The organism is Enterobacter ludwigii, from assembly GCF_001750725.1.
In the GTDB taxonomy this organism is placed as follows: Bacteria; Pseudomonadota; Gammaproteobacteria; order Enterobacterales; family Enterobacteriaceae; genus Enterobacter; species Enterobacter ludwigii.
This window is the reverse complement of sequence record NZ_CP017279.1, coordinates 743,337-770,184: the sequence shown is the minus strand read 5'-3', so window position 1 is coordinate 770,184 and position 26,848 is coordinate 743,337. Positions and strand designations below refer to the sequence as shown.

The following is a 26,848-nucleotide window of genomic DNA, read 5'->3' as shown; positions in this document are numbered from 1 at the left end:
AATCTGTCAAGATTGCTCCTCATCCTTCTCGCTGTAAATGCGTTACAGCTCAAAATGATGCGGACAACCTGATATTACTCGCCTTTAGCTGCTTTGAAAGCTTCAGCCATTGCGTTGTTAGAGAAGTTTGCATCTTCCTGTTTGTTAACAGTGGCGATTGCATCTTTCTCATCAGCTTCGTCTTTAGCACGAACAGACAGGCTGATTGCACGGTTCTTACGGTCAACACCGGTGAACTTAGCTTCAACGTCGTCACCAACGTTCAGAACCAGAGTGGCATCTTCAACGCGGTCACGTGAAGCTTCAGAAGCGCGCAGGTAACCTTCAACGCCGTCAGCCAGTTCTACAGTTGCGCCTTTAGCGTCAACTGCAGTGACTTTACCGTTTACGATTGCGCCTTTCTTGTTCAGTGCAACCCAGTTGTTGAACGGATCTTCTGCGAGCTGTTTAACGCCCAGGGAGATACGTTCACGCTCTGCGTCAACCTGCAGAACAACTGCAGCGATTTCGTCGCCTTTTTTGTATTCACGAACTGCTTCTTCGCCTGCAACGTTCCAGGAGATGTCAGACAGGTGAACCAGGCCATCGATGCCGCCGTCCAGGCCGATGAAGATACCGAAGTCAGTGATAGACTTGATTTTACCTTCAACACGGTCACCCTTGTTGTGGGTTTCCGCGAACTGCTGCCATGGGTTGTTTTTGCACTGTTTCAGGCCCAGGGAGATACGACGACGTTCTTCGTCGATATCCAGAACCATAACTTCCACTACATCACCAACGTTAACAACTTTGGATGGGTGGATGTTTTTGTTGGTCCAGTCCATTTCGGAAACGTGCACCAGGCCTTCAACGCCTTCTTCGATTTCAACGAAGCAGCCGTAGTCAGTCAGGTTGGTAACGCGACCAGTCAGTTTAGTACCTTCTGGGTAACGTTTAGCGATAGCTACCCATGGATCTTCGCCCAGCTGCTTCAGGCCGAGGGATACACGAGTACGCTCGCGGTCGAACTTAAGCACTTTAACAGTGATTTCGTCGCCCACGTTCACGATTTCGCTTGGGTGCTTAACGCGTTTCCACGCCATGTCGGTGATGTGCAGCAGGCCATCAACGCCGCCCAGGTCAACGAATGCGCCGTAGTCAGTGAGGTTCTTAACGATACCTTTGACTTCCATGCCTTCCTGCAGGTTTTCCAGCAGCTGATCGCGTTCTGCGCTGTTTTCGGATTCGATAACGGCACGACGGGATACAACAACGTTGTTACGCTTCTGGTCCAGCTTGATTACTTTGAACTCAAGCTCTTTGCCTTCGAGGTGCAGGGTGTCACGGACTGGACGAACGTCTACCAGAGAACCTGGCAGGAACGCACGAATACCATTCAGCTCAACAGTGAAGCCACCTTTAACTTTGCCGTTGATAACACCGACCACAGTTTCAGCTTCTTCGTAAGCTTTTTCCAGCGTGATCCAAGCTTCGTGACGTTTAGCTTTTTCACGGGAAAGCAGGGTTTCGCCGAAGCCGTCTTCTACTGCATCCAGAGCAACGTCAACTTCGTCACCAACCTGGATTTCCAGCTCGCCCTGGGCGTTTTTGAACTGCTCTGCCGGAATGGCGGACTCAGATTTCAGACCGGCGTCAACCAGTACTACGTCTTTGTCGATAGCAACAACAACACCACGAACGATGGAACCCGGACGGGTTTCGATTGTTTTTAAGGATTCTTCAAATAGTTGAGCAAAAGATTCAGTCATGTTTAATCTTCAGGTTAATATAACGTCCACCTGGCTCCGTGCCGGATGGGGTTGTTTCACATACCCGCCGTCAATCCATTGCAGCGGGGGTACTGCTAAATCGGTCGCAATTACGCGAGTGCCAGTTTTTGGCGCGCATATTGTAGCGCTTTTTCAATCACTTGCTCAATAGTTAAACTGGTTGAATCCAGAACTAATGCATCTTCTGCAGGAACAAGTGGGGCGACGGCGCGGTTACGATCGCGGTCATCGCGCTCTTTTATCTCGGACAAAAGGCGATCAAAGTTAACACTAAACCCCTTTTCCTGCAACTGAAGCATGCGGCGTTGAGCCCGTTCTTCCGAGGAGGCGTCGAGGAAAATTTTCACTGGCGCATCAGGGAAGACAACGGTTCCCATGTCACGCCCGTCAGCAATCAGGCCAGGCAGTTCACGGAAGGCGCGTTGACGGCGCAGCAGTGCTTCACGCACACGCGGGAAAGCGGCAACCTGTGAAGCGGCATTCGCCACGTCCTGAGTCCGAATTTCACCGCTGACATCTTCACCTTCGAGAATCACTTCCAGATTTCCGTTGGTTGAGATAAAGCGAACATCAAGATGGGTAGCCAGCGGAACCAGCGCGTCTTCGGAGGCCACATCAACATGGTGATGCAGCGCCGCAAGCGCTAACACGCGGTAAATAGCACCAGAGTCCAGCAGATGCCATTGCAATGCTTCCGCCATTGCCTTGCACAAGGTGCCCTTTCCTGCACCGCTTGGGCCATCAATGGTTATGACCGGGGCAATTGCCGTCATCTTTATCTCCTTAAACAGGCATACCGTTAACGTAAACGCCGCGCATTATACGCGCCAATGCCCACAATCGTTAACGTTGTGTGCAAAAACGCGAATTACAGGTATTTAGATGAAGAATTATTGCGCAATGATACTTCTACATCGTTCGCGTTGCTTGCAGGCGGCAGGCGCACATCTTCAGAAGTGTAGATCATCACGTCAATGAGTGGGAACGGTGTAAGCGCGCCAGCACAGAGGCTGGCGCGAAGGCAAATCAGGCAGGGGTACTGATACGCGCCAATTGCTCGAAGTAGTCCGGGAAGGTTTTCGCCGTACATTTCGGGTCGAGAATGGTCACCGGCGTATCGGAGAGCGCCACCAGCGAGAAGCACATTGCCATGCGGTGATCGTTATAGGTGCCGATTTCCGCAAACTGCAGTTTTGCCGGAGGCGTGACGCGGATGTAGTCTTCGCCCTCCTCCACTTCGGCGCCCACTTTACGCAGTTCGGTCGCCATCGCGAACAGACGGTCAGTCTCTTTTACGCGCCAGTTGTAAATGTTACGCAGCGTCGTGGTGCCTTTTGCGAAGAGCGCCGCCGTGGCAATGGTCATCGCCGCATCCGGGATATGGTTCATGTCCATATCGATAGCGTTCAGCTCGCCATGGGTGCAGGAGATGAAATCATCGCCCCAGGTAATCGTAGCGCCCATTTTTTCCAGCACGTCAGCAAAACGGATATCGCCCTGAACGCTGTTACGGCCAATGCCGGTCACTTTCACCGTACCGCCCTTAATTGCCCCTGCCGCCAGGAAATAGGAGGCAGACGAAGCATCACCTTCCACAAGGTAATGACCCGGAGACTGGTACTGCTGCGCACCGCGAACCACAAATTGCTGATAAGCGCGGTTTTCCACCTCAACCCCGAAGGTTTTCATCAGGTGCAGCGTAATATCAATGTACGGTTTAGAGACCAGGTCGCCTTTGATGGTGATGACCGTATCCTGTGATGCCAGCGGCGCAGTCATCAGCAGAGCCGTCAGGAACTGGCTGGAGACGCTGCCATCCACCTCGACGTTACCGCCATTGAAACCACCGCGCAGACGCAGAGGCGGGTAATTTTCCTGCTCCAGATACTCAATCTGCGCGCCGCCCTGACGAAGGGCATCTACCAGATGGCCAATGGGACGCTCTTTCATGCGCGGCTCACCGGTCAGCACAATATTGTTGCTGCCCAGGCACAGGGCCGCCGCCAGCGGGCGCATCGCCGTCCCCGCATTACCCAGAAACAGTTCACGCTCTTCAGCCGAGCGTAACGCGCCGCCGTTGCCGGTCACTTCACAGCGGGTGCGATCGTCAGACAGCGTGTAATGAACTCCCAACGCTTTCAGCGCATTGAGCATATGGCGCACGTCATCGCTGTCCAGCAGGTTTGTGAGGACGGTGGTGCCGTTTGCCAGAGCTGCCAGCAGCAGAGCGCGGTTCGAGACACTTTTTGAACCAGGCAGATTAATGGTGCCATCTACCCGCGCGATAGGTTGTAACGTCAGGGATTCCATGAAACTTAACTCTCAACTCAACATAATAAAAACCCCGCAGCAGGGCTACGGGGGTGAAAACAACGTGATTAACCGTGGCGACGTTCGAAGTCGATCATGAAATCGGTCAGGGTTTTAACCCCTTCCAGCGGCATCGCGTTATAGATAGAGGCACGCATACCGCCTACAACACGGTGGCCTTTCAGCGCATGCAGGCCTGCAGCGAAGGACGCTTCAAGGAAGACTTTATCCAGGTTGCTGTCCGCCAGCTGGAACGGCACATTCATACGCGAACGGTTAGCTTTCGCGACATCGTTACGGTAGAAATCGCTCTTATCGATCACGCCATACAGCAGGTCGGCTTTCTGCTGATTGATTTTGTCCATCTGCGCCACGCCGCCGTTTTGCTTGAGCCATTTAAAGACCAGGCCAGAGAGGTACCAGGCAAACGTAGGGGGGGTGTTGAACATGGAGTCGTTATCGTTGAGGACCGTATAATCCAGAATAGACGGGCAAGACTGATGGGCTTTACCCAGCAAATCTTCGCGCACGATGACGATCGTCAAACCCGCCGGGCCGATATTTTTCTGCGCACCCGCATAGATAACACCGTAACGGCTGACGTCAATTGGCGCGGACAAAATGGTAGAGGAGAAATCGGCAGCAACCACGACGTCTTTACCGAAGTTCGGGGTCTCGTCGATGGCAATCCCGTCGATGGTTTCATTTGGGCAATAGTGCAGGTACGCAGCGTTATCAGAGAGCTGCCATTCGCTCATCGGCTTCACGGCACGCAGGCCATCAACGGTAATTTTGGCGTCGATAACATTTGGCGAGCAGTACTTTTTGGCTTCTTTAACCGCACTTGCCGCCCAGTAACCCGCATCAACGTAGTCTGCCGTGGTTTTGTCGCCGAGGATATTCAGCGGGACGCCAGCAAACTGACCGCGGCCACCGCCGTGGCAGAACAAAACTTTGTAGTTTGAGGGAATGTTCAGCAGATCGCGAAAATCCTTTTCTGCCTCTTCCGCCACCTGAATAAACTCTTTACCACGGTGGCTGATTTCCATCACCGACGTACCCAGACCGTTCCAGTCACAAAGTTCCTGTTGAGCCTGTTTAAGCACGTCTGCCGGCAACATCGCCGGACCTGAACTGAAATTAAAGACTTGAGCCATTTCCCCTCACCACGCTAAAAGCAATAAGTTATAACTGTGGATATCGGTTTTATCATTCAGTGACACGCGCCGCAATGTCTAAAACTTATGACCGGTGAAATGTGTCCCGCGTCACACAATACAATCTGCCACCTCTCTGCGGCAAAACCGACAATATGGCTGTCAGGTAAGGCGTTTGGCCCGGCTAACCTTCGTCCATTCCGGATTTGTACAGCGGGGACATAATTGATGATCGCCCGGCTGCATCGCCACAACATGGCTACATCTTATACAGGCATATTCGCCTGACTCAGGCACGGTCGTGAAACGCTCAATAAGCATATCCGGCAGAATACAGAGCCCCGGCTTCACCTCGTCGTCAGCATAGTAATAGACGCTGATTTGTCCGTTCGTTTCCATGATTGCCAGCCGTACCTGCCCGAGTTGTTCAACGCTATTCAGACGCAGTTCCATAAAAAACTCGAACTCGGTCATGTTGGCACTCTGTACATTTTCCCAGGCCAGCCGCCCGTTCTCGACGATAACCACCGGCTTCCCTTCGAGAAGATCTTCCAGCTTTTCACTTTTCGACATCAGCCACATGACAAGCCGGTAAAGTAGCGCCAGTGAGACAAAAACGATAAAGACCGGCACCATCGGCACATCGTCGTAAAAGGCGACATCCCCCGCCGCTGAACCCAGCGTCAGAATAATCAGCACCTCAAAGAGGGACATCTGCCGGACGCCACGCCGCCCGGTGATTTTGAGAAACAGAAAGACCAATACAAAGGTATACAGGCTGCGCAGGGCCACTTCGCCCAAAAATTCGGGAGGAACTTTATCAAACGCCATCCGCTGGAGATCAAATGCTTTCATTTTTCTATGCCTTAACAGTAAGTTACTGTCTGTAAGCATAGTCGAGTCTTTTATTTTCGCCGAAGATAGCACCTGTCACGCAAAACCCGTATCATTGCGCGCTTTACGTACGATAAAAGTGAACGCCATGACTCAAACGTTTATCCCCGGCAAAGACGCCGCTCTGGAAGATTCCATCGCTCGCTTCCAGCAGAAACTGACCGACCTGGGCTTTAATATCGAAGAAGCCTCCTGGCTCAACCCGGTGCCTCATGTCTGGTCCGTGCATATTCGCGATAAAGAGTGTGCCCTGTGCTTTACCAATGGTAAAGGCGCGACAAAAAAAGCGGCACTGGCCTCTGCGCTGGGTGAGTATTTTGAACGTCTGTCGACCAACTATTTCTTCGCCGATTTCTGGCTGGGTGAAACCATCGCCAACGGCCCGTTTGTGCACTATCCGAACGAAAAATGGTTCCCGCTGCCTGAAGACGACGCGCTGCCGGAAGGCATTCTCGACGCGCGTCTGCGTGCGTTCTACGATCCGGAAAACGAACTGACCGCCAGCATGCTGATCGATCTGCAGTCCGGCAATGAGGATCGTGGTATCTGCGCCCTGCCGTTCACGCGTCTGTCTGATGAGCAGACCGTCTATATCCCGATGAACATCGTTGGCAACCTGTATGTGTCCAACGGTATGTCTGCCGGTAATACCCGTAATGAAGCGCGCGTACAGGGGCTGTCTGAAGTCTTCGAACGCCACATTAAAAACCGCATCATTGCCGAATCCATCAGCCTGCCTGAAATTCCGGCTGACGTGCTGGCGCGCTACCCGGGCGTGGTGGAATCCATTGCCAGGCTGGAAGTGGAAGGTTTCCCAATCTTTGCCTATGACGGCTCGCTGGGCGGTAAATACCCGGTTATCTGTGTGGTGCTGTTTAATCCTGAAAACGGAACCTGCTTCGCCTCCTTCGGCGCGCACCCTGACTTTGGCGTAGCGCTGGAGCGTACCGTCACCGAGTTACTGCAGGGCCGTGGCCTGAAAGATCTGGACGTGTTTACGCCACCGACCTTTGACGATGAAGAAGTGGCCGAGCACACCAACCTTGAAACCCACTTCATCGACTCCAGCGGTTTGATCTCCTGGGATCTGTTTAAGCAGGACGCGGACTATCCGTTCGTCGACTGGAGCTTTGCAGGTACCACCGAAGAAGAGTTCGCCACGCTGATGGCTATCTTTAAGGCGGAAGATAAAGAAGTCTACATCGCTGACTACGAACACCTAGGCGTGTACGCCTGCCGCATTCTGGTGCCGGGCATGTCCGACATCTATCCGGCAGAAGATCTGTGGCTGGCGAACAACAGCATGGGCGCGCACCTGCGTGAAACCCTGCTGGCCTTGCCGGGCAGCGAATGGGAAAAAGAAGATTACCTGAACCTGATCGCGCAACTGGACGAAGAAGGCCATGATGACTTCACCCGCGTACGCGAGCTGCTGGGTCTGGCGACCGGTAAAGATAACGGCTGGTATACCCTGCGTATTGGTGAGCTGAAAGCAATGCTGGCTCTGGCTGGCGGCGATCTGGATCAGGCTCTGGCCTGGACCGAGTGGACTATGGAGTTTAACCAGTCTGTCTTCTCTGCCGAGCGCACTAACTACTATCGCTGCCTGCAAACCCTGCTGCTTCTCGCGCAGGAAGAAGATCGTCAGCCGCTGCAATACCTGAATGCGTTTGTTCGCATGTACGGTGCTGACGCCGTTGAAGCCGCCAGCGCAGCGCTGAGCGGTGAAGCGCCGTTCTATGGTCTTCAGGCTGTGGATAGTGACCTGAAAGCCTTCCCGGCACATCAGTCTCTGCTGAAAGCGTATGAAAAATTGCAGAAGGCGAAATCCGCTTACTGGTCAAAATAAGCGCATATAACATTATCAGCTGTAGGCGTATTCAATCGTCTGGGCTATATTACGGGGCAATTTCATTGCCCCGTTTTTTATTTTTTCGGCAATGACTGTTGATTGTAATAATAAAGTTAAATATGGGTAAATATAATAATATTTACCTGGGCTTTACTGTTACTTTTTATGGTAATTACTCCATATTAATTAACTGTTGCAGAGGTGGCCGAAAGAAATAATTCAACTCTTTTCATAACTTTTAAAATTTATTTTTATACGGATAATCAAATACTTACTCCGCTTTTGCTGTAAATCCATACACATTGCGGGCCTATAAGCCAGGCGAGATATGATCTATATCAATTTCTCTTCTATAATGCTTTGTTAGTATCTCGTCGCCGACTTAATAAAGAGAGAGTTAGTGTGAAAGCTGACAACCCTTTTGATCTTTTACTCCCAGCTGCTATGGCCAAAGTTGCCGAAGAAGCGGGTGTCTATAAAGCAACGAAACACCCGATGAAGACGTTCTATCTGGCGATCACGGCTGGTGTGTTCATCTCTATCGCGTTTGTCTTCTACATCACTGCCACCACCGGTACTGCCGCCATGCCTTTCGGCATGGCGAAACTGATTGGCGGTATTTGCTTCTCACTGGGACTGATTCTTTGCGTCATCTGCGGCGCCGACCTCTTCACTTCTACAGTGTTGATTGTCGTGGCAAAAGCCAGCGGAAGAATTACCTGGGGTCAACTGGCGCGCAACTGGCTTAATGTCTATGTTGGCAACCTGATTGGCTGTCTGCTCTTTGTTCTGTTGATGTGGCTCTCTGGCGAGTATATGACCGCCAACGGTGGCTGGGGACTCAACGTCCTGCAGACCGCAGACCACAAAATGCACCACACATTTATCGAAGCCGTTGCTCTCGGCATCCTCGCTAACCTGATGGTCTGCCTGGCTGTCTGGATGAGCTACTCGGGTCGTAGCCTGATGGATAAAGCCATGATTATGGTTCTGCCGGTTGCGATGTTTGTTGCCAGCGGCTTCGAGCACAGTATTGCGAACATGTTTATGATCCCCATGGGAATTGTAATCCGCAACTTTGCAAGCCCGGAGTTCTGGACTGCTGTTGGTTCAACCCCGGAAAGTTTCTCTCACCTGACTATTATGAATTTCATTACTGATAACCTGATCCCTGTCACTATCGGGAACATTATCGGTGGGGGTCTATTAGTTGGGTTGACATACTGGGTCATTTACCTGCGTGGCGACGACCATCATTGATGGTTATCTCAGGCAGTAAATAAAAAATCCACTTAAGAAGGTAGGTGTTACATGTCCGAGCTTAATGAAAAGTTAGCCACAGCCTGGGAAGGTTTTGCGAAAGGTGACTGGCAGAATGAAGTAAACGTACGTGACTTCATTCAGAAAAACTATACCCCGTATGAAGGTGACGAATCCTTCCTGGCTGGTGCAACTGACGCGACCACCAAGCTGTGGGACAGCGTAATGGAAGGCGTAAAACTGGAAAACCGCACTCACGCGCCAGTTGATTTTGACACCTCCGTTGCTTCTACCATCACTTCTCACGATGCTGGCTACATTAACAAAGCCCTTGAGAAAATCGTTGGTCTGCAAACTGAAGCACCACTGAAACGTGCGATCATCCCGTTCGGTGGTATCAAAATGGTTGAAGGTTCCTGCAAAGCGTATAACCGCGAGCTGGACCCAATGCTGAAAAAAATCTTCACCGAATACCGTAAAACCCACAACCAGGGTGTATTCGATGTTTACACCAAAGACATTCTGAACTGCCGTAAATCTGGCGTTCTGACTGGTCTGCCAGATGCCTATGGCCGTGGCCGTATCATCGGTGACTACCGTCGCGTTGCGCTGTACGGTATCGACTTCCTGATGAAAGACAAATACGCGCAGTTTGTTTCCCTGCAGTCTGATCTGGAAAACGGTGTAAACCTGGAAGCGACTATCCGTCTGCGTGAAGAAATCGCTGAACAGCATCGCGCGCTGGGTCAGATCAAAGAAATGGCGGCTAAATATGGCTGCGATATCTCTGGTCCTGCAACCAACGCTCAGGAAGCTATCCAGTGGACCTACTTCGGCTACCTGGCCGCTGTTAAGTCTCAGAACGGTGCAGCAATGTCCTTCGGTCGTGTATCCACCTTCCTGGATGCTTACATCGAACGTGATATGAAAGCGGGCAAAATCACCGAGCAAGACGCTCAGGAAATGATTGACCACCTGGTCATGAAACTGCGTATGGTTCGCTTCCTGCGTACCCCTGAATACGATGAGCTGTTCTCTGGTGACCCAATCTGGGCAACGGAATCTATCGGTGGTATGGGTGTTGATGGCCGTACTCTGGTTACCAAAAACAGCTTCCGCTTCCTGAACACCCTGTACACCATGGGTCCTTCTCCGGAGCCGAACATCACCGTTCTGTGGTCTGAAAAACTGCCTCTGAACTTCAAGAAATTCGCCGCTAAAGTGTCCATCGACACCTCTTCTCTGCAGTACGAGAACGATGACCTGATGCGTCCGGACTTCAACAACGATGACTACGCTATCGCATGCTGCGTAAGCCCAATGGTTGTTGGTAAACAAATGCAGTTCTTCGGTGCGCGTGCAAACCTGGCGAAAACCATGCTGTACGCAATCAACGGCGGCGTTGATGAAAAACTGAAAATGCAGGTTGGTCCTAAGTCTGAACCAATCAAAGGCGACGTTCTGAACTTCGATGAAGTCATGGAGCGTATGGATCACTTCATGGACTGGCTGGCTAAACAGTACGTCACTGCCCTGAACGTTATCCACTACATGCACGACAAGTACAGCTACGAAGCCTCTCTGATGGCGCTGCATGACCGTGACGTTATCCGCACCATGGCGTGTGGTATCGCAGGTCTGTCCGTTGCGGCTGACTCCCTGTCTGCAATCAAATATGCGAAAGTTAAACCAATTCGTGACGAAGACGGTCTGGCTGTTGACTTCGAAATCGAAGGCGAATATCCGCAGTTTGGTAACAACGACTCTCGCGTTGATGACATGGCGGTTGACCTGGTTGAACGTTTCATGAAGAAAATTCAGAAACTGACCACTTACCGTAACGCTATCCCGACTCAGTCTGTTCTGACCATCACGTCTAACGTTGTGTATGGTAAGAAAACCGGTAACACCCCAGACGGTCGTCGCGCAGGTGCGCCATTCGGCCCAGGTGCTAACCCAATGCACGGTCGTGACCAGAAAGGTGCTGTTGCCTCTCTGACCTCCGTTGCTAAACTGCCGTTTGCTTACGCGAAAGATGGTATCTCTTACACCTTCTCTATCGTGCCAAATGCGCTGGGTAAAGACGACGAAGTACGTAAAACTAACCTCGCGGGTCTGATGGATGGTTACTTCCACCACGAAGCGTCCATTGAAGGTGGTCAGCACCTGAACGTGAACGTAATGAACCGTGAAATGCTGCTTGATGCGATGGAACACCCTGAGAAATATCCTCAGCTGACCATCCGTGTATCCGGCTACGCAGTACGTTTTAACTCCCTGACGAAAGAACAGCAGCAGGACGTTATCACCCGTACTTTCACTCAGTCCATGTAAGTGGAATTGGCTGAAATCACGCGTTAAAAGGCGTACAATAAAGGCTCCACATACGTGGGGCCTTTTTAACACTCTCTCCATCACAGTCTCTTTTGTCCGCTATCTATACTCTATGGATAACAGCCAAAACAGACTTAAACACAGCCGGTTTTGAGCTGTGCATACACAGGCCCCGGACGGGCCGATGCTGGAGATATCACCGCAATGTCAATTATTGGTCGCATTCACTCCTTTGAATCCTGTGGCACTGTCGATGGCCCGGGTATCCGCTTTATCACCTTTTTCCAGGGCTGCCTGATGCGCTGCCTTTACTGCCATAACCGTGACACCTGGGATACGCACGGTGGCAAAGAAGTGACCGTCGAAGAACTGATGAAAGAGGTGGTGACCTATCGTCACTTTATGAACGCATCCGGCGGCGGCGTAACCGCTTCCGGCGGTGAAGCCATTCTGCAGGCCGAATTCGTGCGCGACTGGTTCCGCGCCTGCCGCAAAGAAGGCATTCATACCTGTCTCGATACAAACGGTTTTGTCCGCCGCTACGATCCGGTCATTGATGAACTGCTCGACGTCACCGACCTGGTGATGCTCGATCTCAAACAGATGAACGATGAGATCCACCAGAATCTGGTGGGTGTTTCCAACCACCGTACGCTGGAGTTCGCCAAATACATCTCCGGGAAATGCATCAAAACCTGGATCCGCTATGTTGTTGTACCTGGCTGGTCAGATGATGACGATTCCGCGCATCGGCTGGGAGAATTTACCCGCGATATGGGCAACGTTGAGAAAATTGAGCTTCTGCCCTACCACGAACTGGGTAAACACAAGTGGGTCGCCATGGGCGAAGAATATAAACTCGATGGCGTTAAGCCGCCGAAGAAAGAGACGATGGAACGCGTGAAAGGTATTCTTGAACAGTACGGCCACAAGGTAATGTATTAAGAAAAGGCCCGGTGAGAACCGGGCCTTTTTTATATTATCTGAAGACGCCATTAATAATGGTGGTCACAACCGCAGTACTCAGCGCAATTAAGACCAGATCGTCACCGACGACACGCCATTCATAGCCAGGATAGGAAGGAAGCTGGCCCAGCATAGAAGCCGGCACGGTTTTCTTCGCAATGCCCGGAGGGAGCGGTTTACCGCGTGCAAGGTTTTTCGCAATACCCGGAGGCAGTGACTCATAACCTGTTAAGCCGTAATTGAGTGCCAGGTGACGGGCATGATCGAAGCTCACACGGGCGTCGACATCGTCACTGACGCTTTTATTCGATTTACCTGGATTTTCCTGACCGTTATTTTGTTTATTACCGTGGGTACCGGAATTTCCGTTGCCATGACTACCGGAATTGCCGTGACTGCCGCCATTACCTTGTCCGCCACTGTTCCCGTGACCACTGCCATTCCCGTTACCCGGGTTAGCCATGACCGGAGCTGCAGCAAACGTTAAAGACAACACTACTGCCAGAGCGGTAGTGGTAAAACGACGAGTAGACATGATTGTTGCCTTTTAGTGATATAACTCACCTGAATTATCGCCTGGTGCAATAAACAAACAATACGTAAAAGTCTTATATGTGATGGGGACAAAAAAGCCAGTCATCGACTGGCTTTTTATTAATCAGGCATGCGCCACAGGCGTCGGGTGTTCTCCCACTTTGCGCAGCAGCATTAAGAGATAAATAAACGATACGCTGGCGATCATAATAAACAGCAAATTGTCGGAGTAATTCTGCATCAGCATCGCGGTAAAGGTCGGTCCCAGCAGGCTGCCGATGGTATAGCTCAGTAACAACGCCTGGTTCATTGCCACTAACTGGTGGTGTTCAACTTTCTCACAGGCCCAGGCCATCGCGACCGGATAGAGCGTAAAACCTGCGGCACCCAGAATAAACAGCGCAGGCGCCATCGCCGCATTGCTGAGCATGGCGAGACAGCCCATGATCACCACGAAAACCTGAACACGCAGCACCAGCAGGCGACCAAAGCGATCGGCCAGGCGTCCAATCGGCCACTGACCGACAATCCCCGCACTCACCATCACCGCCATCCAGAACCCAATCCCGGAATCGCTGACGCCCTGATGGTTCAGATAAAGCGGCATCAGGCCATACAGTGAACCAAGCACAATTCCGGAGATAATACAGCCGTTAACCCCAAGGCGCGCCTGACGCAGTCTCAGCATTGGCCAGACGTGGGTTGCTTCCTGGTGTTCGCTGTTCTGGCTCACAATGCGCGTAAAGAGCAGCGGCAGGATTGCCGCCAGCACCATTCCCGTCACCCACGGCAGAACGCTCATCAGGTCGGTTGGCAGTTTGCTCACCATCAGTTGACCAAGCACGGTACCGATGTAATAAACCATCATATAGGCTGCCAGCAGGCGTCCGCGGTTACGTGACGTGCCGCTGCACATCAGCGCGCTTTCAACCACCACCCAAATCATCGCGCAACCCACTCCGGCGATAAAGCGCCATACCATCCAGCTCCAGAAGCCGACCATCAGGCCCAGCCCGGCACATCCGACAGCGAAGAGCAGCGAGGCCAGATAATAGCTGCGGTTAAAACCAAAGCGTTTAATCAGGCTTCCTGTAACCAGCGTACCCAGCAGGTTGCCGGTAAAAAAGGACGAGCTGACCATACCCACCTGCCAGGTCGGTAAGTTTTCATGAGCGAGCCACAGCGGGACGAGCGTATTTAACACTGCGATCGCCAGGGTCAGCAGAAGCAGGCCACAGAGCAATAAAAGCACTGGCCGGGTATAGATGGTCATGGATTAAAAACCGTGAGGAAGTTCAGATTTCGTGCGCATCATGCCACTGGCAAAAACAAAGTCAATCCACTGATTTCACCGCCACGCACGATATGTTCCCTGTCGATTTAAAAAACTTATCCTGCTAATGCAACGCCTGCTATAGATATGAATTATGTATCTGTTTTTATTTATTAATGCCCGAAGTGAAAACAAAACGTCAGTCGAAAAATTTCATGATTAAAATAAAAAAAGCCGGGCGCTCCGTCCCGGCTTTATCTCACCCACGGCAACGTTAACTGGCGACGGCCATACCTACGGTCATATGCAAACCGTAGAACACACCGCGGCCGATCAGTTCACCTGCGAGGACCAGCACAAAAGCCAGTGACAGGAGCGGCAACGCGGGTTGATACCCCTTAAGCTGAGGCACAATCCAGCACACCAGTGCCGCCACCAGCAGGACCACGCGCCAGGCCATCAGCGAGCCGTATGCCGGCACCAGGGCAGACGCCTGCTGAACAGAGCTGTGAATGGTTGCCAGCTCCGCGCCCTGCATCAGGGTGACGACTGCGCTCACCACCAGCGCCAGCAGTGAAACGACAGGCAGCAAACGCATCGCCCAACCGTCAACACCCGCGACGCGCAGCAGCATGAAGCCAAGAAGCGGCCCACCAATAAACAGCGTCAGGAAGAAGCTCATCGGCGTCCAGATGCTGTACCAGGTCGGCACGGTGTCGATGGTGTTATAGACCCGCACCATCATCCACACAAACACCACGCCCAGCACCATCGTGACAATCAGCCACACGCTGCGCAGCCCTGCCGGCAATTTCTTCAGTGCTGCCAGCAGCCAACCCAGCCCACCCACAGCAAAGAAGATCGCACCGCTGGCGATTTCATTACTGAGTGACGACGCGCCCACCCGGTTCAGGGAGTTGAACGCGCGCATTGGCGAGCCGAGGTGCAGCGTAGAGGCAATAAAGCCAATTCCCATCAGCACCCACAGGCCAAACATACTCAACACTAAACGTTGTTGTTGCTCAGCAGTGAGATTCCCTTTCAGCAGCGCCAGCGCGAGGACAATAAAACCGCCCGCCACACACTGCCCAAAGACCGTGAAGATCATCAGCGGCCATTCATGCCATCCACTTCCCATCTCACACCTCCTTCGGGTTTGCCAGGTAGCCGGTGGTATCCCCTGTCGGGCGGCTGTTGGCGTTAGGTTTAATCACGATGCTCGGCTTCGTGAAGTGCGCGGACGGCAGCGGCGCGACGGCCGCCAGCTGACCATGTTTTTTACGCAGCTCGTCGATAGGACCGAAGTCCAGCGCACGCAGCGGACAGGACTCCACGCAGATCGGCTTTTTGCCGTCTGCTACGCGGGTGTGGCAGCCGTCGCACTTGGTCATATGCCCTTTGGCGGCGTTGTACTGCGGGGCACCGTACGGACAGGCCATGTGGCAGTAGCGACAGCCGATGCAGACATCTTCATCCACCACCACAAACCCGTCGTCACGCTTGTGCATCGCCCCGCTCGGGCAGACCTTGGTGCAGGCCGGGTCTTCGCAGTGGTTGCAGGCAATCGACAGGTAGTAGGCAAACACGTTCTGGTGCCAGACACCGTTGTCTTCCTGCCAGTCACCGCCCGCGTATTCGTAAATACGGCGGAAGCTGACGTCCGGGGTTAAATCTTTGTAATCCTTGCAGGCGAGCTCGCAGGTTTTGCACCCGGTGCAGCGGCTGGAATCAATAAAAAATCCATACTGGGTTGTCATCGGTTACTCCTTACACCTTTTCAACCTGAACAAGGTTCGTGTGGGACGGGTTGCCCTTCGCCAGTGGCGACGGACGCTGCGTGGTCAGTACGTTAATACTGCCTGCCTGGTCGATGCGATTCGCATCCGGGCTATACCAGGCCCCTTCCCCCAGCGCGACAACGCCAGGCATCATGCGCGGAGTCACCTTGGCTTCAATGTGTACCTCACCGCGACCGTTAAAGATGCGCACGCGGTCGCCATTGCTGATCCCACGGGCTTTGGCATCCATCGGGTTAATCCACATCTCCTGACGGCAGGCAGCTTTCAGTACGTCGACGTTGCCATAGGTAGAGTGAACACGCGCTTTGTAGTGGAAGCCGGTCAACTGCAGCGGGAATTTCGCGGTCAGCGGATCGTTGTAGTTTTCAAAGCCCGGCGTGTAGATCGGCAGCGGATCGATAACATCCCCTTCCGGCAACTCCCAGGTTGAGGCAATTTTTGCCAGCTCTTCTGAGTAAATTTCAATTTTGCCCGATGGCGTGGTCAGCGGATTGGCCTGCGGATCGTCACGGAAAGCTTTGTACGCCACGTGGTGGCCTTCCGGATCACGCTGTTTGTACATCCCCTGCTCACGGAAGGTATCGAAATCCGGGAGGTCAGGGATCGCTTTGCGGGAGAGTTCATGCAGATGGCGCATCCACCCTTCCTGCGTGCGCCCCTCGGTAAATTGCTGCTCAACGCCAAGACGTTTCGCCAGCTCAGAGGTCATCTCATAGATGGTTTTGCACTCAAAGCGAGGTTTAATGGCCTGATCGGTAAAGATGACGTAGGACATGTTGCCGCAGGAGGCATCCAGCGCGAAATCCATCTGCTCAGAGGCCGTGCAGTCCGGGAGAATAATATCGGCATATTTTGCCGAAGATGTCATGTGGCAGTCGATCACCACAATCATCTCGCACTTCTTGTCATCCTGCAGGATTTCATGGGTGCGGTTAATTTCAGAGTGCTGGTTGATGAGACAGTTTCCGGCGTAGTTCCAGATCATCTTGATCGGGACATCCAGTTTGTCCTTACCCCGCACGCCGTCACGCAGCGCAGTCATTTCCGGGCCGCGTTCAATGGCATCAGTCCACATAAACATGGAGATACTGGTCTGAACCGGGTTTTCCAGCGTCGGCATACGTTCAAACGGCACTTCATAGGAGCCTTCACGCGCACCCGTGTTACCGCCATGAATGCCTACGTTACCCGTCAGAATGGCGAGCATCGAAATGGCACGGGTGGCAATTTCACCGTTCGCATGACGCTGTGGACCCCAGCCCTGACTAATATAGGCCGGTTTAGCCGAGCCAATCTCGCGTGCCAGTTGAACAATACGGTCTACCGGAATTCCCGTGATGGTGGACGCCCATTCCGGCGTTTTGGCAATACCGTCGCTGCCCTGACCGAGAATATAGGCCTTATAGTGGCCATTAGCCGGCGCGCTGGCTGGCAATGTTTTCTCGTCATAACCGACGCAGTATTTATCGAGGAACGGCTGATCGACCAGATTTTCAGTGATCATCACCCACGCCAGCGCGGAGACCAGCGCAGCATCGGTGCCAGGACGAATCGGGATCCACTCATCTTCACGCCCTGCTCCGGTGTCGGTATAGCGCGGGTCGATAATAATCATGCGGGCATTCGATTTGGCGCGCGCCTGTTCGAGGTAGTACGTTACCCCGCCACCGCTCATGCGCGTTTCACCCGGGTTGTTGCCGAACAGCACCACCAGCTTACTGTTTTCGATATCAGACGGGCTGTTACCGTCTGCCCAGCCACCGTAGGTGTAGTTCAGACCGGCGGCAATCTGCGCCGAAGAGTAGTCGCCATAATGGTTCAGATAACCGCCGCAGCAGTTCATCAGACGGGCCACCAGCGTTTTTCCCGGTGGCCAGGAGCGGGTCAGCGTGCCGCCGAGCGTCCCGGTGCCATAGTTCAGATAGATGGATTCGTTGCCGTAGTCTTTGATCAGACGCTGCATGTTCGTCGCGATGATGTCGTAGGCTTCATCCCAGCTAATGCGCTCGAACTTCCCTTCTCCACGCTTGCCAACGCGTTTCATCGGGTACTTCAGGCGGTCCGGGTTATAAACGCGACGACGCATTGAACGGCCGCGCAGGCAGGCGCGGACCTGATGTAACCCCTCGTAGTTATCGTCCCCGGTATTATCGGTTTCGACATATTTAATCTCACCATCCACCACATGCATACGCAGTGGACAACGGCTACCGCAGTTTACGGTACAGGCACTCCACACCACTTTTTCCGGGGTGGTCGGGGACAGTGCATCCGCCGCCGACACCAGACGAGAAAAAGGGAGCGTAAAGGCGCTGCTGGCAACGGCCAGACCACCAATTGCCGTGGTTTTCATCAACCCACGGCGAGTGACCTCGGCAGCCATTAACGCTTCAGGCGCTTTGATTTTCATAGAGACTCACTTTGGTTGCTCACAAAGAAAAGAGAGGCGGCATATGCCGCTATATAGTTTTATATATAACGAATAACTTCGTTATTGGTTTTTTATGCTGACTTTCATTCGGAGGAGTATTACTACTTTGGAGGGAGGGGTTATTGCGTCGTATCAATTCTAAGGTATAAAAAAAGCGCCCTGAGGCGCTTTTTTGTTTCACGTCAAATCATTAACCGATGTACTGCTGACCTTTCATGTACGGACGCAGCACTTCAGGGATCTCAATACGACCGTCCGCCTGCTGATAGTTTTCCAGCACAGCAACCAGTGTACGACCGACAGCCAGACCAGAACCGTTCAGGGTATGCACCAGACGGGTTTTCTTGTCAGACTTGCTGCGGCAACGTGCCTGCATACGACGCGCCTGGAAATCCCAGACGTTAGAGCAGGAGGAGATTTCACGGTAGGTATTCTGCGCAGGAACCCAGACTTCCAGGTCGAAGGTTTTGCAGGCACCAAAGCCCATATCACCGGTGCACAACGCCATACGACGGTACGGCAGACCCAGCAGCTCCAGCACTTTCTCAGCGTGGCCGGTCATCTCTTCCAGCGCGTCCATCGACTCTTCCGGGCGGACAATCTGCACCATCTCTACTTTGTCGAACTGGTGCATACGGATCAGACCACGGGTGTCGCGACCGTAAGAACCCGCTTCAGAACGGAAGCACGGAGAGTGTGCTGTCAGTTTGATTGGCAGGTCGTCTTCGTCGATGATCTCATCACGCACGAGGTTAGTCAGCGGCACTTCCGCAGTTGGGATCAGCGCGTAGTTGCTGCTGTCAGCTTCCTCGTCCAGCGGACGGGTGTGGAACAGATCGCCGGCAAATTTTGGCAGCTGGCCAGTACCGTACAGCGTATCGTGGTTAACCAGATACGGGACGTAGGTTTCGCTGTAGCCGTGCTGCTCGGTGTGCAGATCCAGCATAAACTGCGCCAGAGCGCGATGCAGATGAGCAATCTGGCCTTTCATCACAACGAAGCGAGAACCGGTCAGCTTAACTGCGGCCGCAAAGTCCAGGCCGGCATGCATTTCGCCCAGGGTCACATGATCGCGAACCTCGAAGTCGAACTCGCGAGGCGTGCCCCAGCGTTTCACTTCAACGTTGTCGTTTTCATCTTTACCGACAGGTACGCTATCGTCAGGAATGTTCGGGATCGCCAGCGCGATATCACGGATCTCGGCCTGAAGCACGTCCAGCTCCGCTTTCGCCTGATCCAGCTCTTCACCCAGTTTGTTCACTTCCAGGCGTAATGGCTCAATGTCTTCCCCGCGCGCTTTCGCCTGGCCGATGGATTTCGATCGAGAATTACGCTCTGCCTGCAGATTTTCAGTTTGTACCTGCAGAACTTTACGACGCTCTTCAAGAGCGCGCAGCTTATCTACATCCAGCTTAAAGCCCCGGCGTGCCAGTTTTTCAGCGACTGCGTCTGGCTCATTACGCAGCAGATTGGGATCGAGCATGCTTATCCTGTGCTTATCGAATTAAAATAGGAAAATGTGACCACAGCCTGCGGCCACAGGGATACATTGCCAACATTACCGCAACGATCGCACTAACGGTAGCGTTTTATAGGGCTATTTTGATCCTGTTCGGCGAGCCAGGCGAGCTTTTCGCCAATCTTGCCTTCAAGACCTCTGTTTGTGGGGTGATAATAGCGGGTTTGTGCCATCTCCTGCGGGAAATATTCCTCCCCGGCGGCGTAGGCATTGGGTTCGTCGTGGGCGTAGCGGTATTCCTGCCCATACCCCATCTCTTTCATCAGTTTGGTCGGCGCATTGCGCAGATGAACCGGCACGTCATAATCCGGACGTTCACGAGCGTCGGACATGGCCGCTTTAAAGGCGGTATAGACAGCGTTACTTTTCGGTGCGCAGGCCAGATAAACAATCGCCTGAGCGATAGCACGCTCGCCTTCAGCAGGCCCGACGCGGGTAAAGCAGTCCCAGGCCGAAATAGCCACCTGCATGGCGCGCGGGTCGGCATTCCCGACATCTTCAGAGGCAATCGCCAGGCAGCGACGGGCCACATACAGCGGATCGCCACCGGCGGTGATAATGCGGGCATACCAGTAAAGCGCCGCATCGGGCGCGCTGCCGCGCACGGACTTATGCAGTGCCGAAATTAGATCGTAAAACCGATCGCCTTTATTGTCGAAACGCGCGCTGCGCTCCCCGGCGATTTCGGTGAGCAACGCCGGTTTCAGTACCCGTTTGCCGGACGCATCCAGTTCGGCCATATCGGCCATCATTTCCAGCGTATTGAGTGCCCGGCGGGCGTCGCCGTTAACCAGTTCAGCGATCGCCCGGCGCGTGTCGTCAGGCAGAACGATATCCTGCCCGCCGTAGCCGCGCGCGTTATCGTTCATCGCCTGCGTGAGAACCTGTTCAATATCCTCCACGGTCAGGGATTTGAGCAGGTAAACACGTGCACGGGAAAGCAGTGCGGAATTGAGCTCAAACGACGGGTTTTCGGTGGTGGCACCGATGAAGAAAATGGTGCCGTCTTCAATGTGCGGCAGGAAAGCATCCTGCTGGCTTTTATTGAAACGGTGAACTTCGTCGACAAAGAGAATGGTACGTCGCCCGGCATTGCGGTTTTGCCGCGCACGTTCAATCGCCTCGCGGATCTCCTTCACGCCGGACGTGACCGCCGAGATGCGCTCGACATCCGCGTTAGCATAGCGGGCGATAACTTCCGCGAGCGTGGTTTTGCCTGTACCGGGTGGGCCCCAGAGGATCATGGAGTGCAGATGCCCGGCCTCAATAGCACGCGGCAAGGGTTTCCCCGCAGCCAGCAGGTGTTGCTGGCCGATGTACTGCGCTAAATTTTCTGGCCGCATACGAGCGGCCAGAGGTTGAAACGCATTCTCAGAAAAATCGAGCGACAGATTGCTCACTCATGCCTCTTACTTGTTGCGCTGATCGTCCACCGTTACGCCCTGCGGCGGGGTAAAGGTGAATTTAGACGCGTCAACCGCGCCGTTTTGCTGGGTCTTGAGCTGGTAGCTGCTACGCTGGTCGTCCTGCTCAACCGCACCAAACTGATTGATGGTTCCGTTGGTGCTCACGTTGATGGTGAACTGTTTCAGGTTGCCATTGCTGCCTTTCGGCGTCAGAACAAACTCATCACCATTCTGTTTGATATTGTACTGCTGCCAGTCGCTGGACTGGTTACGCGCAATCAGCATGAAAGGCGTATTGCTGGTCGCGTCTTTCAGCCAGGTCGCGGTAGCCTGCTCGACAAACGGGTTGTAGAACCACAGGGTCTTACCGTCAGAAACCAGGATGCTCTCATCCGGCTGAGTCATATGCCAGTTAAACAGATTCGGGCGTTTTACCCACAAATCCCCCTGACCTTCCTGCACCGCATTGCCACTGCCGTCAGTCACTTTTTGCGTGAAGCTGGCGTGGAAACTGCTCACTTTATCCAGTCGGCTTTTAAGGTCGCTTGCCGCATCAGCCCAGACGCTGCTGGCGACAAAACTGGTGAGTAATGCACAGGCGATTGCGATTTTTTTCATTGTTATTCCTTAAAATACGTCATCCCGATATGGGGTTCTGCCCTCTATTGTGTACCTGCCCGAAGGCAGGCGACAGAAGAAAATGCTTAATTTTGGCTGATTTACCCTTCTTTGCAATCACTGAAGGTTAATCAAACGGCGGCGGTGCCAGCACCTCACGGTTACCGTTGTGCCCCTGCTCGCTCACAATGCCCTGCGCTTCCATCTGCTCGATGATGCGCGCTGCGCGGTTGTAGCCGATGCGGAACTGACGCTGCACACCCGAGATAGAGGCTTTACGTTTTTCGGTGACGAAGTTAACCGCCTGGTCGAATAACGGATCCAGCTCCTCGCCGCCGTCCAGGCCACCACCGCCGCCTTCGCTTTCGCTGTCGGAGGTAATGCCATCAACATATTGCGGACGACCGCGCGCTTTCCAGTCCTGCACCACGGCGTGAACTTCCTGGTCGCGAACAAATGCGCCGTGAACACGCACCGGAGAGGTGGAGTTCGGGCCAGAGTAAAGCATGTCCCCCATACCCAGCAGCGACTCCGCGCCACCCTGGTCGAGAATAGTACGCGAGTCAATTTTGCTCGATACGGTAAACGCGATACGGGTTGGAATGTTCGCTTTGATCAGACCCGTAATAACGTCCACAGACGGACGCTGCGTCGCCAGAACCAGGTGGATGCCGGCCGCACGCGCTTTTTGCGCCAGACGTGCAATCAGCTCTTCCACTTTTTTACCGACGGTCATCATCAGGTCAGCGAATTCATCCACCAGCACGACGATGTAAGGCAGTTTTTCCAGCACCGGATGTTGGGCATCCATGCTGTCGCCCGGTTTCCAGTAAGGGTCCGGAATCGGACGACCCATCCGTGCCGCCTCGGCGATTTTCTCGTTATAACCGGCAAGGTTACGCACGCCCAGCGCAGACATCAGCTTGTAGCGACGCTCCATCTCATTAACGCTCCAGCGCAGGGCATTGGCCGCGTCTTTCATGTCGGTAACCACTTCTGTCAGCAGATGCGGGATACCTTCATAGACCGACAGTTCCAGCATTTTCGGGTCGATCATGATGAAACGAACATCTTCCGGCTGCGCTTTATAGAGCATGCTGAGGATCATGGCGTTCACACCGACGGATTTACCGGAGCCGGTGGTACCTGCCACCAGCAGGTGAGGCATTTTTGCCAGATCGGCCACCACCGGCTCGCCCGCAATATCTTTACCCAGAACCACGCTCAGCGGTGACGGGTTGTCACGGAACTTCGCGTTATCCAGGACTTCGCGCAGGTAAACGGTCTGACGTTTCTTATTCGGCAGTTCAAGACCGACGTAAGGTTTACCCGGAATAACCTCTACAACACGCACCGCCACGGTCGACAGAGAACGCGCCAGGTCACGGGAAAGGTTAGAAATACGCGCGGCTTTTACGCCTGGTGCCAGATTAAGTTCGAAGCGAGTGATCACCGGCCCTGGGGAGTAGTTGACCACATCAGCCTTGATACGGAAGTCCGCCAGACGCGCTTCCACCAGACGAGCCATCTGCTCAAGAGCAAAGGTATCGACCGGCTCGACTTCAGCCGGCGGTGGGGTTAACAGATCCAGCGACGGCAGAGGCGTGCTTGGACGCTGCAACGGACGGCTGTCGCCGTTACGCATCAGCAGCGGGTGAATGAGACTCTCCTGCGGCTGTGCCTGAGGCTGCTGGAACTGCGGCGGCTGTGGTGGCTGCTGCGGTTGCGCGTAAGCCTGCGGCGCCGGTTGCTGCGGCTGTGCATACGCTTGCGGCGCCGGTTGCTGCGGCTGTGCATACGCCTGCGGTGCCGGTTGCTGCGGTTGTGCATACGCCTGCGGTGCCGGTTGTTGCGGCTGTGCATACGCCTGCGGTGCCGGTTGCTGCGGCTGTGCATACGCCTGCAGTGCCGGTTGTTGCGGCTGTGCATACGCCTGCGGCGCTGGCGCAGTCTGCGGACGCGTCGGTTCAGCGTCCGGCATCGCGCTCGGCGTGAACAGCGGCTCGCTCGGGCCATCATCAACCAGATCTTTCATTGGCGAGAATTCAAAATCCGACAGCGAGAACGGATTCGCTCCGGCGGGCTGCTCACCGGCATAACGCTGCTGCTGCGTGGCCGCGAACTGGCGCGCTAATTCCGCCTCAGCCGCGTCATCTTCGTCTTGCGGATGATGCACTTCATGCTGGTATTCTTCGCCATAGCGCTGATGCTGCTGCGCGGCGAACTGGCGCGCCAGTTCATCCTGATGCATTTCATCAACGTCATCTTCATACTCATTCTCGCGCGCTTTCTCCTCAGCCATACGCTGAGAAGGGAGCTTGATACCGTAGGAGGCCAGCTCACGCCGCGTTGGCACGCGAACACGGTTTGGGCGAGGTAACTGCGGGCCAATGCCCTCTTTCACCTGTGGACGTGGCGCACCGCCTGTGGCGAGGCTAAAGACCGGGGCAGCCGCAGCGGCTGCCGCTGTAGCCTGCTTCACGCTTTCAGCAACAGGTGCAACGGCAGGCGTTGGATCAACCGGAGGAACCGAAACAGAAGGTGCTTTGGTTACAGGCTCCTGCACCGGTTCAGGCACAGGCTGATACCAGGCCGCCAGCTGTTCACGCTCGCGGGCACGCCGCTCTTCAACCTCTTCAAAATAGTACAATGGCGGACGAGACGGTTTCGCCTCTTCCACCACGTCAGGCTCAGGCTGAGGCGCTACGTATGGCTGTTCAGGTTCAACCGGCTCCGGCACGTACTCCTGATGAGGCTGTGCGGCAGGCTGCGCGTACTGCGGATATCCCTGAGGCTCATATGCCGGCTCCGGCTGATAAGGCTGCTGCCAGGCTTCCTGCTGGACAGGAACATAGCTCTCTGGCTCTGGCGCAATAACCGGCTCAGGCGTATGAACGCCAGGGGCGGTTTGCCACTCCACCTGGGGTTGCTGAATGGCGGATTCGGGCGGTGGAACCGGTGCTGAAGGCATCACCGCATCGGCTGGAGCGGCATACGCCTGTGAAGCCGTAGTGGCGGCGGCCGCTGCAGCGACCGGCTCGGTCACGGAGTGACCATTTAACAGCGGGTCGTATTCATCAAACGCTCCCGGCGTGGCACGGTTGCCGGAGAAGAGCACATCGTTTGGATCGACAGCCGCACCGGCTGCACGATATTCAACCTGATCGTCTTCATCCATGCGTTTGCCGGAGAAGAGCGCCGCATCGGTTTTACGGCCTAGCGGGTTGGCAAATTTCTCGGCAACACGCTGACGACGCGCCAGCGCGCCGCGCATAATGCGGGCACGACGAGATTCGCGACGCTGAACGGGAGCATCGCCTTCCTCTTCGTACTCATCTTCATATTCATCTTCGTCAACCCACGTATCGTCGCGACGGGTACGGTTGCTGGCGAAGGTCAGGAGGGTGAGGATAAAGCTGCCGATCTTCTCAGCGATGCTCACCCACGACCAGCCGGTGAACAGCGTCAGTCCTGCCGCCCAGATGCAGAGCAAAGCAAGCGTGCCACCGCTGCTATGAAGCATGGGCTGTAGCGCAGAGCTCAACAGGCTGCCGATCACCCCGCCAGAGGCGAAATACCAGATATCATCGGCGTTGATAGCCGCCAGCCCACACGAGGTGAGGATCAGCGCCAGTGCGCCAATCAGGCGCAGCGACACCGCGAAATAGTCGATATAGTCATCGTTTTGACGATGGCGCCAGGCAAACCAGCATCCGCCAATGATAATGACGGGAAGGGTGTAGGCCATCACCCCGAAAATGAAGAAGAGCGTATCTGCAAGCCAGGCGCCGGGAACACCGCCTAAGTTATGGATAGGCTCATGCCAGGCGGTTTGTGACCAGCTGGGATCTGAGGGGTTGAAACTGAGTAGGGCTGCCATCAGCCAGACGGCAAAAAGGGCAATAACAATCAGCAAAGCCTCGAGGAGACGACGTCCGCTGCTTAGCTTCGATAATGTGACTTCTTTGTCTTCAGTGTATTCCTGGCTCAAGAAAGGCTCTCCAGGTATCAGGCATATCCTGCCTGTTTGCTAAAACGGACAACAGCGCCGGGTATCCCCGGCACTGTTGCTGTATGGATTAACAGGAGTGTAATCAAACTACACTGATTTTGCACCTGTTCCGTGTTAGCGCGTCTTAATAACCAGACGATTGCTCTGTTTGACTTCTTCCATCACCACATAGGTACGGGTGTCATTCACGCCCGGCAGACGCAGCAGGGTTTCACCCAGCAGCTTACGGTAGGCGGACATATCAGGCACACGGGTTTTCAACAGGTAGTCGAAATCACCGGATACCAGATGACACTCTTGAATTTCTTCAAGTTTTTGTACAGCGGCGTTAAATTGCTCAAACACATCCGGCGCACCACGATTCAGAGTAATCTCAACAAATACCAGAAGTGAGGCATCCAGATAATGCGGGTTCAACAGAGCCGTATAGCCCTGAATGAAACCCTGTCTTTCCAGTCGGCGCACACGCTCAAGGCACGGCGTCGGGGAAAGTCCCACACGTTTTGAAAGCTCGACGTTGGAAATACGCCCATCCTTTTGCAATTCATTAAGAATGTTACGATCGATACGGTCGAGATCTTTGCCAGGGCGCTTCTTGCTATCTACCATTATTATTGTCTCTCTGTATTCCTTCCCTACTCCTGCCTGGACCCTGTGCACATCACTGTTCAGAGCCTGTACCCGTTAGTCATCACATCGCCTGGTTATGTATTA

The 26,848-nt window shown here is 53.9% G+C and carries 19 protein-coding genes; 4 read left to right on the top strand and 15 right to left on the bottom strand.

The features are described from left to right. Positions 1-74: 74 nt before the first annotated feature. From rpsA to BH714_RS03545, 5 genes are all read right to left on the bottom strand, one after another. Positions 75-1,748 carry a 30S ribosomal protein S1 gene (rpsA, locus tag BH714_RS03565; RefSeq protein WP_014169387.1) on the bottom strand — a complete coding sequence of 558 codons (1,674 nt, stop codon included), beginning with the start codon at positions 1,746-1,748 and terminating at the stop codon, positions 75-77. Between the two features lie 110 nt (positions 1,749-1,858). Next, on the bottom strand, positions 1,859-2,542 hold the full coding sequence (gene cmk, locus BH714_RS03560; RefSeq protein WP_014169386.1) for a (d)CMP kinase: 684 nt from the start codon (positions 2,540-2,542) through the stop codon (positions 1,859-1,861). A 253-nt stretch (positions 2,543-2,795) separates the two neighbouring features. Next, a complete protein-coding gene (aroA, locus tag BH714_RS03555) occupies positions 2,796-4,079 on the bottom strand; it encodes a 3-phosphoshikimate 1-carboxyvinyltransferase (protein ID WP_040017053.1) in 1,284 nt (427 codons plus the stop codon). 68 nt (positions 4,080-4,147) lie between these two features. Next, positions 4,148-5,236, bottom strand: a complete 1,089-nt coding sequence (serC, locus tag BH714_RS03550; RefSeq protein ID WP_025204554.1) for a 3-phosphoserine/phosphohydroxythreonine transaminase — start codon at positions 5,234-5,236, stop codon at positions 4,148-4,150. A gap of 162 nt (positions 5,237-5,398) precedes the next feature. Further along, positions 5,399-6,091: a DUF421 domain-containing protein gene (locus BH714_RS03545; protein ID WP_020884820.1), complete on the bottom strand. Its 693-nt coding sequence runs from the start codon at positions 6,089-6,091 to the stop codon at positions 5,399-5,401. 127 nt (positions 6,092-6,218) lie between these two features. Between BH714_RS03545 and ycaO the strand changes: the two genes are divergently transcribed. The 4 genes from ycaO to pflA all read left to right on the top strand — a co-directional run bounded on the left by ycaO (position 6,219) and on the right by pflA (position 12,521). After that, positions 6,219-7,979 carry a 30S ribosomal protein S12 methylthiotransferase accessory factor YcaO gene (gene ycaO / locus BH714_RS03540; RefSeq protein ID WP_040017051.1) on the top strand — a complete coding sequence of 587 codons (1,761 nt, stop codon included), beginning with the start codon at positions 6,219-6,221 and terminating at the stop codon, positions 7,977-7,979. A gap of 405 nt (positions 7,980-8,384) precedes the next feature. Continuing rightward, positions 8,385-9,242 carry a formate transporter FocA gene (gene focA / locus BH714_RS23970; protein ID WP_025204555.1) on the top strand — a complete coding sequence of 286 codons (858 nt, stop codon included), beginning with the start codon at positions 8,385-8,387 and terminating at the stop codon, positions 9,240-9,242. Between the two features lie 51 nt (positions 9,243-9,293). Continuing rightward, on the top strand, positions 9,294-11,576 hold the full coding sequence (gene pflB, locus BH714_RS03530) for a formate C-acetyltransferase (RefSeq protein ID WP_014169380.1): 2,283 nt from the start codon (positions 9,294-9,296) through the stop codon (positions 11,574-11,576). Between the two features lie 204 nt (positions 11,577-11,780). After that, on the top strand, positions 11,781-12,521 hold the full coding sequence (gene pflA / locus BH714_RS03525; RefSeq protein ID WP_040017050.1) for a pyruvate formate lyase 1-activating protein: 741 nt from the start codon (positions 11,781-11,783) through the stop codon (positions 12,519-12,521). Between the two features lie 34 nt (positions 12,522-12,555). On the opposite strand, the gene BH714_RS03520 is transcribed toward pflA, so the two are convergent. The 10 genes from BH714_RS03520 to lrp form a co-directional block, all read right to left on the bottom strand. After that, positions 12,556-13,077: an anti-virulence regulator CigR family protein gene (locus BH714_RS03520; protein WP_020884824.1), complete on the bottom strand. Its 522-nt coding sequence runs from the start codon at positions 13,075-13,077 to the stop codon at positions 12,556-12,558. Positions 13,078-13,200: 123 nt separating this feature from the next. Continuing rightward, entirely contained in the window at positions 13,201-14,349 is a 1,149-nt protein-coding gene (locus BH714_RS03515; RefSeq protein WP_040017049.1) for an MFS transporter, read from the bottom strand. A 274-nt stretch (positions 14,350-14,623) separates the two neighbouring features. Continuing rightward, entirely contained in the window at positions 14,624-15,487 is an 864-nt protein-coding gene (locus BH714_RS03510) for a dimethyl sulfoxide reductase anchor subunit family protein (protein ID WP_014169375.1), read from the bottom strand. A 1-nt stretch (position 15,488) separates the two neighbouring features. After that, positions 15,489-16,106 (bottom strand): DMSO/selenate family reductase complex B subunit, encoded by a 618-nt coding sequence (locus BH714_RS03505; RefSeq protein WP_014169373.1) that lies wholly within the window; start codon positions 16,104-16,106, stop codon positions 15,489-15,491. 10 nt (positions 16,107-16,116) lie between these two features. Further along, positions 16,117-18,558, bottom strand: a complete 2,442-nt coding sequence (gene dmsA, locus BH714_RS03500) for a dimethylsulfoxide reductase subunit A (RefSeq protein ID WP_040017048.1) — start codon at positions 18,556-18,558, stop codon at positions 16,117-16,119. A 211-nt stretch (positions 18,559-18,769) separates the two neighbouring features. Then, positions 18,770-20,062 (bottom strand): serine--tRNA ligase, encoded by a 1,293-nt coding sequence (serS, locus tag BH714_RS03495; RefSeq protein WP_008499983.1) that lies wholly within the window; start codon positions 20,060-20,062, stop codon positions 18,770-18,772. Between the two features lie 92 nt (positions 20,063-20,154). Beyond that, positions 20,155-21,498 (bottom strand): replication-associated recombination protein RarA, encoded by a 1,344-nt coding sequence (rarA, locus tag BH714_RS03490; RefSeq protein ID WP_040017047.1) that lies wholly within the window; start codon positions 21,496-21,498, stop codon positions 20,155-20,157. Between the two features lie 9 nt (positions 21,499-21,507). Then, on the bottom strand, positions 21,508-22,122 hold the full coding sequence (gene lolA / locus BH714_RS03485; RefSeq protein ID WP_014169368.1) for an outer membrane lipoprotein periplasmic chaperone LolA: 615 nt from the start codon (positions 22,120-22,122) through the stop codon (positions 21,508-21,510). 127 nt (positions 22,123-22,249) lie between these two features. Continuing rightward, positions 22,250-26,113, bottom strand: coding sequence for a DNA translocase FtsK (gene ftsK, locus BH714_RS03480; RefSeq protein WP_040017046.1), 3,864 nt, complete (start codon positions 26,111-26,113; stop codon positions 22,250-22,252). 135 nt (positions 26,114-26,248) lie between these two features. Continuing rightward, positions 26,249-26,743: a leucine-responsive transcriptional regulator Lrp gene (gene lrp / locus BH714_RS03475; RefSeq protein WP_000228469.1), complete on the bottom strand. Its 495-nt coding sequence runs from the start codon at positions 26,741-26,743 to the stop codon at positions 26,249-26,251. Between the last annotated feature and the right edge of the window lie 105 nt (positions 26,744-26,848).

Bases quoted from the DNA above. Each gene is read 5' to 3' on its own strand.
- BH714_RS03520 (WP_020884824.1), bottom strand. From the start codon at position 13,077: ATGTCTACTCGTCGTTTTACCACTACCGCTCTGGCAGTAGTGTTGTCT.
- serC (WP_025204554.1), bottom strand. From the start codon at position 5,236: ATGGCTCAAGTCTTTAATTTCAGTTCAGGTCCGGCGATGTTGCCGGCA.
- BH714_RS03505 (WP_014169373.1), bottom strand. From the start codon at position 16,106: ATGACAACCCAGTATGGATTTTTTATTGATTCCAGCCGCTGCACCGGG.
- ycaO (WP_040017051.1), top strand. From the start codon at position 6,219: ATGACTCAAACGTTTATCCCCGGCAAAGACGCCGCTCTGGAAGATTCC.
- BH714_RS03515 (WP_040017049.1), bottom strand. From the start codon at position 14,349: ATGACCATCTATACCCGGCCAGTGCTTTTATTGCTCTGTGGCCTGCTT.
- lrp (WP_000228469.1), bottom strand. From the start codon at position 26,743: ATGGTAGATAGCAAGAAGCGCCCTGGCAAAGATCTCGACCGTATCGAT.
- serS (WP_008499983.1), bottom strand. From the start codon at position 20,062: ATGCTCGATCCCAATCTGCTGCGTAATGAGCCAGACGCAGTCGCTGAA.
- pflB (WP_014169380.1), top strand. From the start codon at position 9,294: ATGTCCGAGCTTAATGAAAAGTTAGCCACAGCCTGGGAAGGTTTTGCG.
- cmk (WP_014169386.1), bottom strand. From the start codon at position 2,542: ATGACGGCAATTGCCCCGGTCATAACCATTGATGGCCCAAGCGGTGCA.
- BH714_RS03545 (WP_020884820.1), bottom strand. From the start codon at position 6,091: ATGAAAGCATTTGATCTCCAGCGGATGGCGTTTGATAAAGTTCCTCCC.
- lolA (WP_014169368.1), bottom strand. From the start codon at position 22,122: ATGAAAAAAATCGCAATCGCCTGTGCATTACTCACCAGTTTTGTCGCC.
- aroA (WP_040017053.1), bottom strand. From the start codon at position 4,079: ATGGAATCCCTGACGTTACAACCTATCGCGCGGGTAGATGGCACCATT.
- rpsA (WP_014169387.1), bottom strand. From the start codon at position 1,748: ATGACTGAATCTTTTGCTCAACTATTTGAAGAATCCTTAAAAACAATC.
- dmsA (WP_040017048.1), bottom strand. From the start codon at position 18,558: ATGAAAATCAAAGCGCCTGAAGCGTTAATGGCTGCCGAGGTCACTCGC.
- BH714_RS03510 (WP_014169375.1), bottom strand. From the start codon at position 15,487: ATGGGAAGTGGATGGCATGAATGGCCGCTGATGATCTTCACGGTCTTT.
- pflA (WP_040017050.1), top strand. From the start codon at position 11,781: ATGTCAATTATTGGTCGCATTCACTCCTTTGAATCCTGTGGCACTGTC.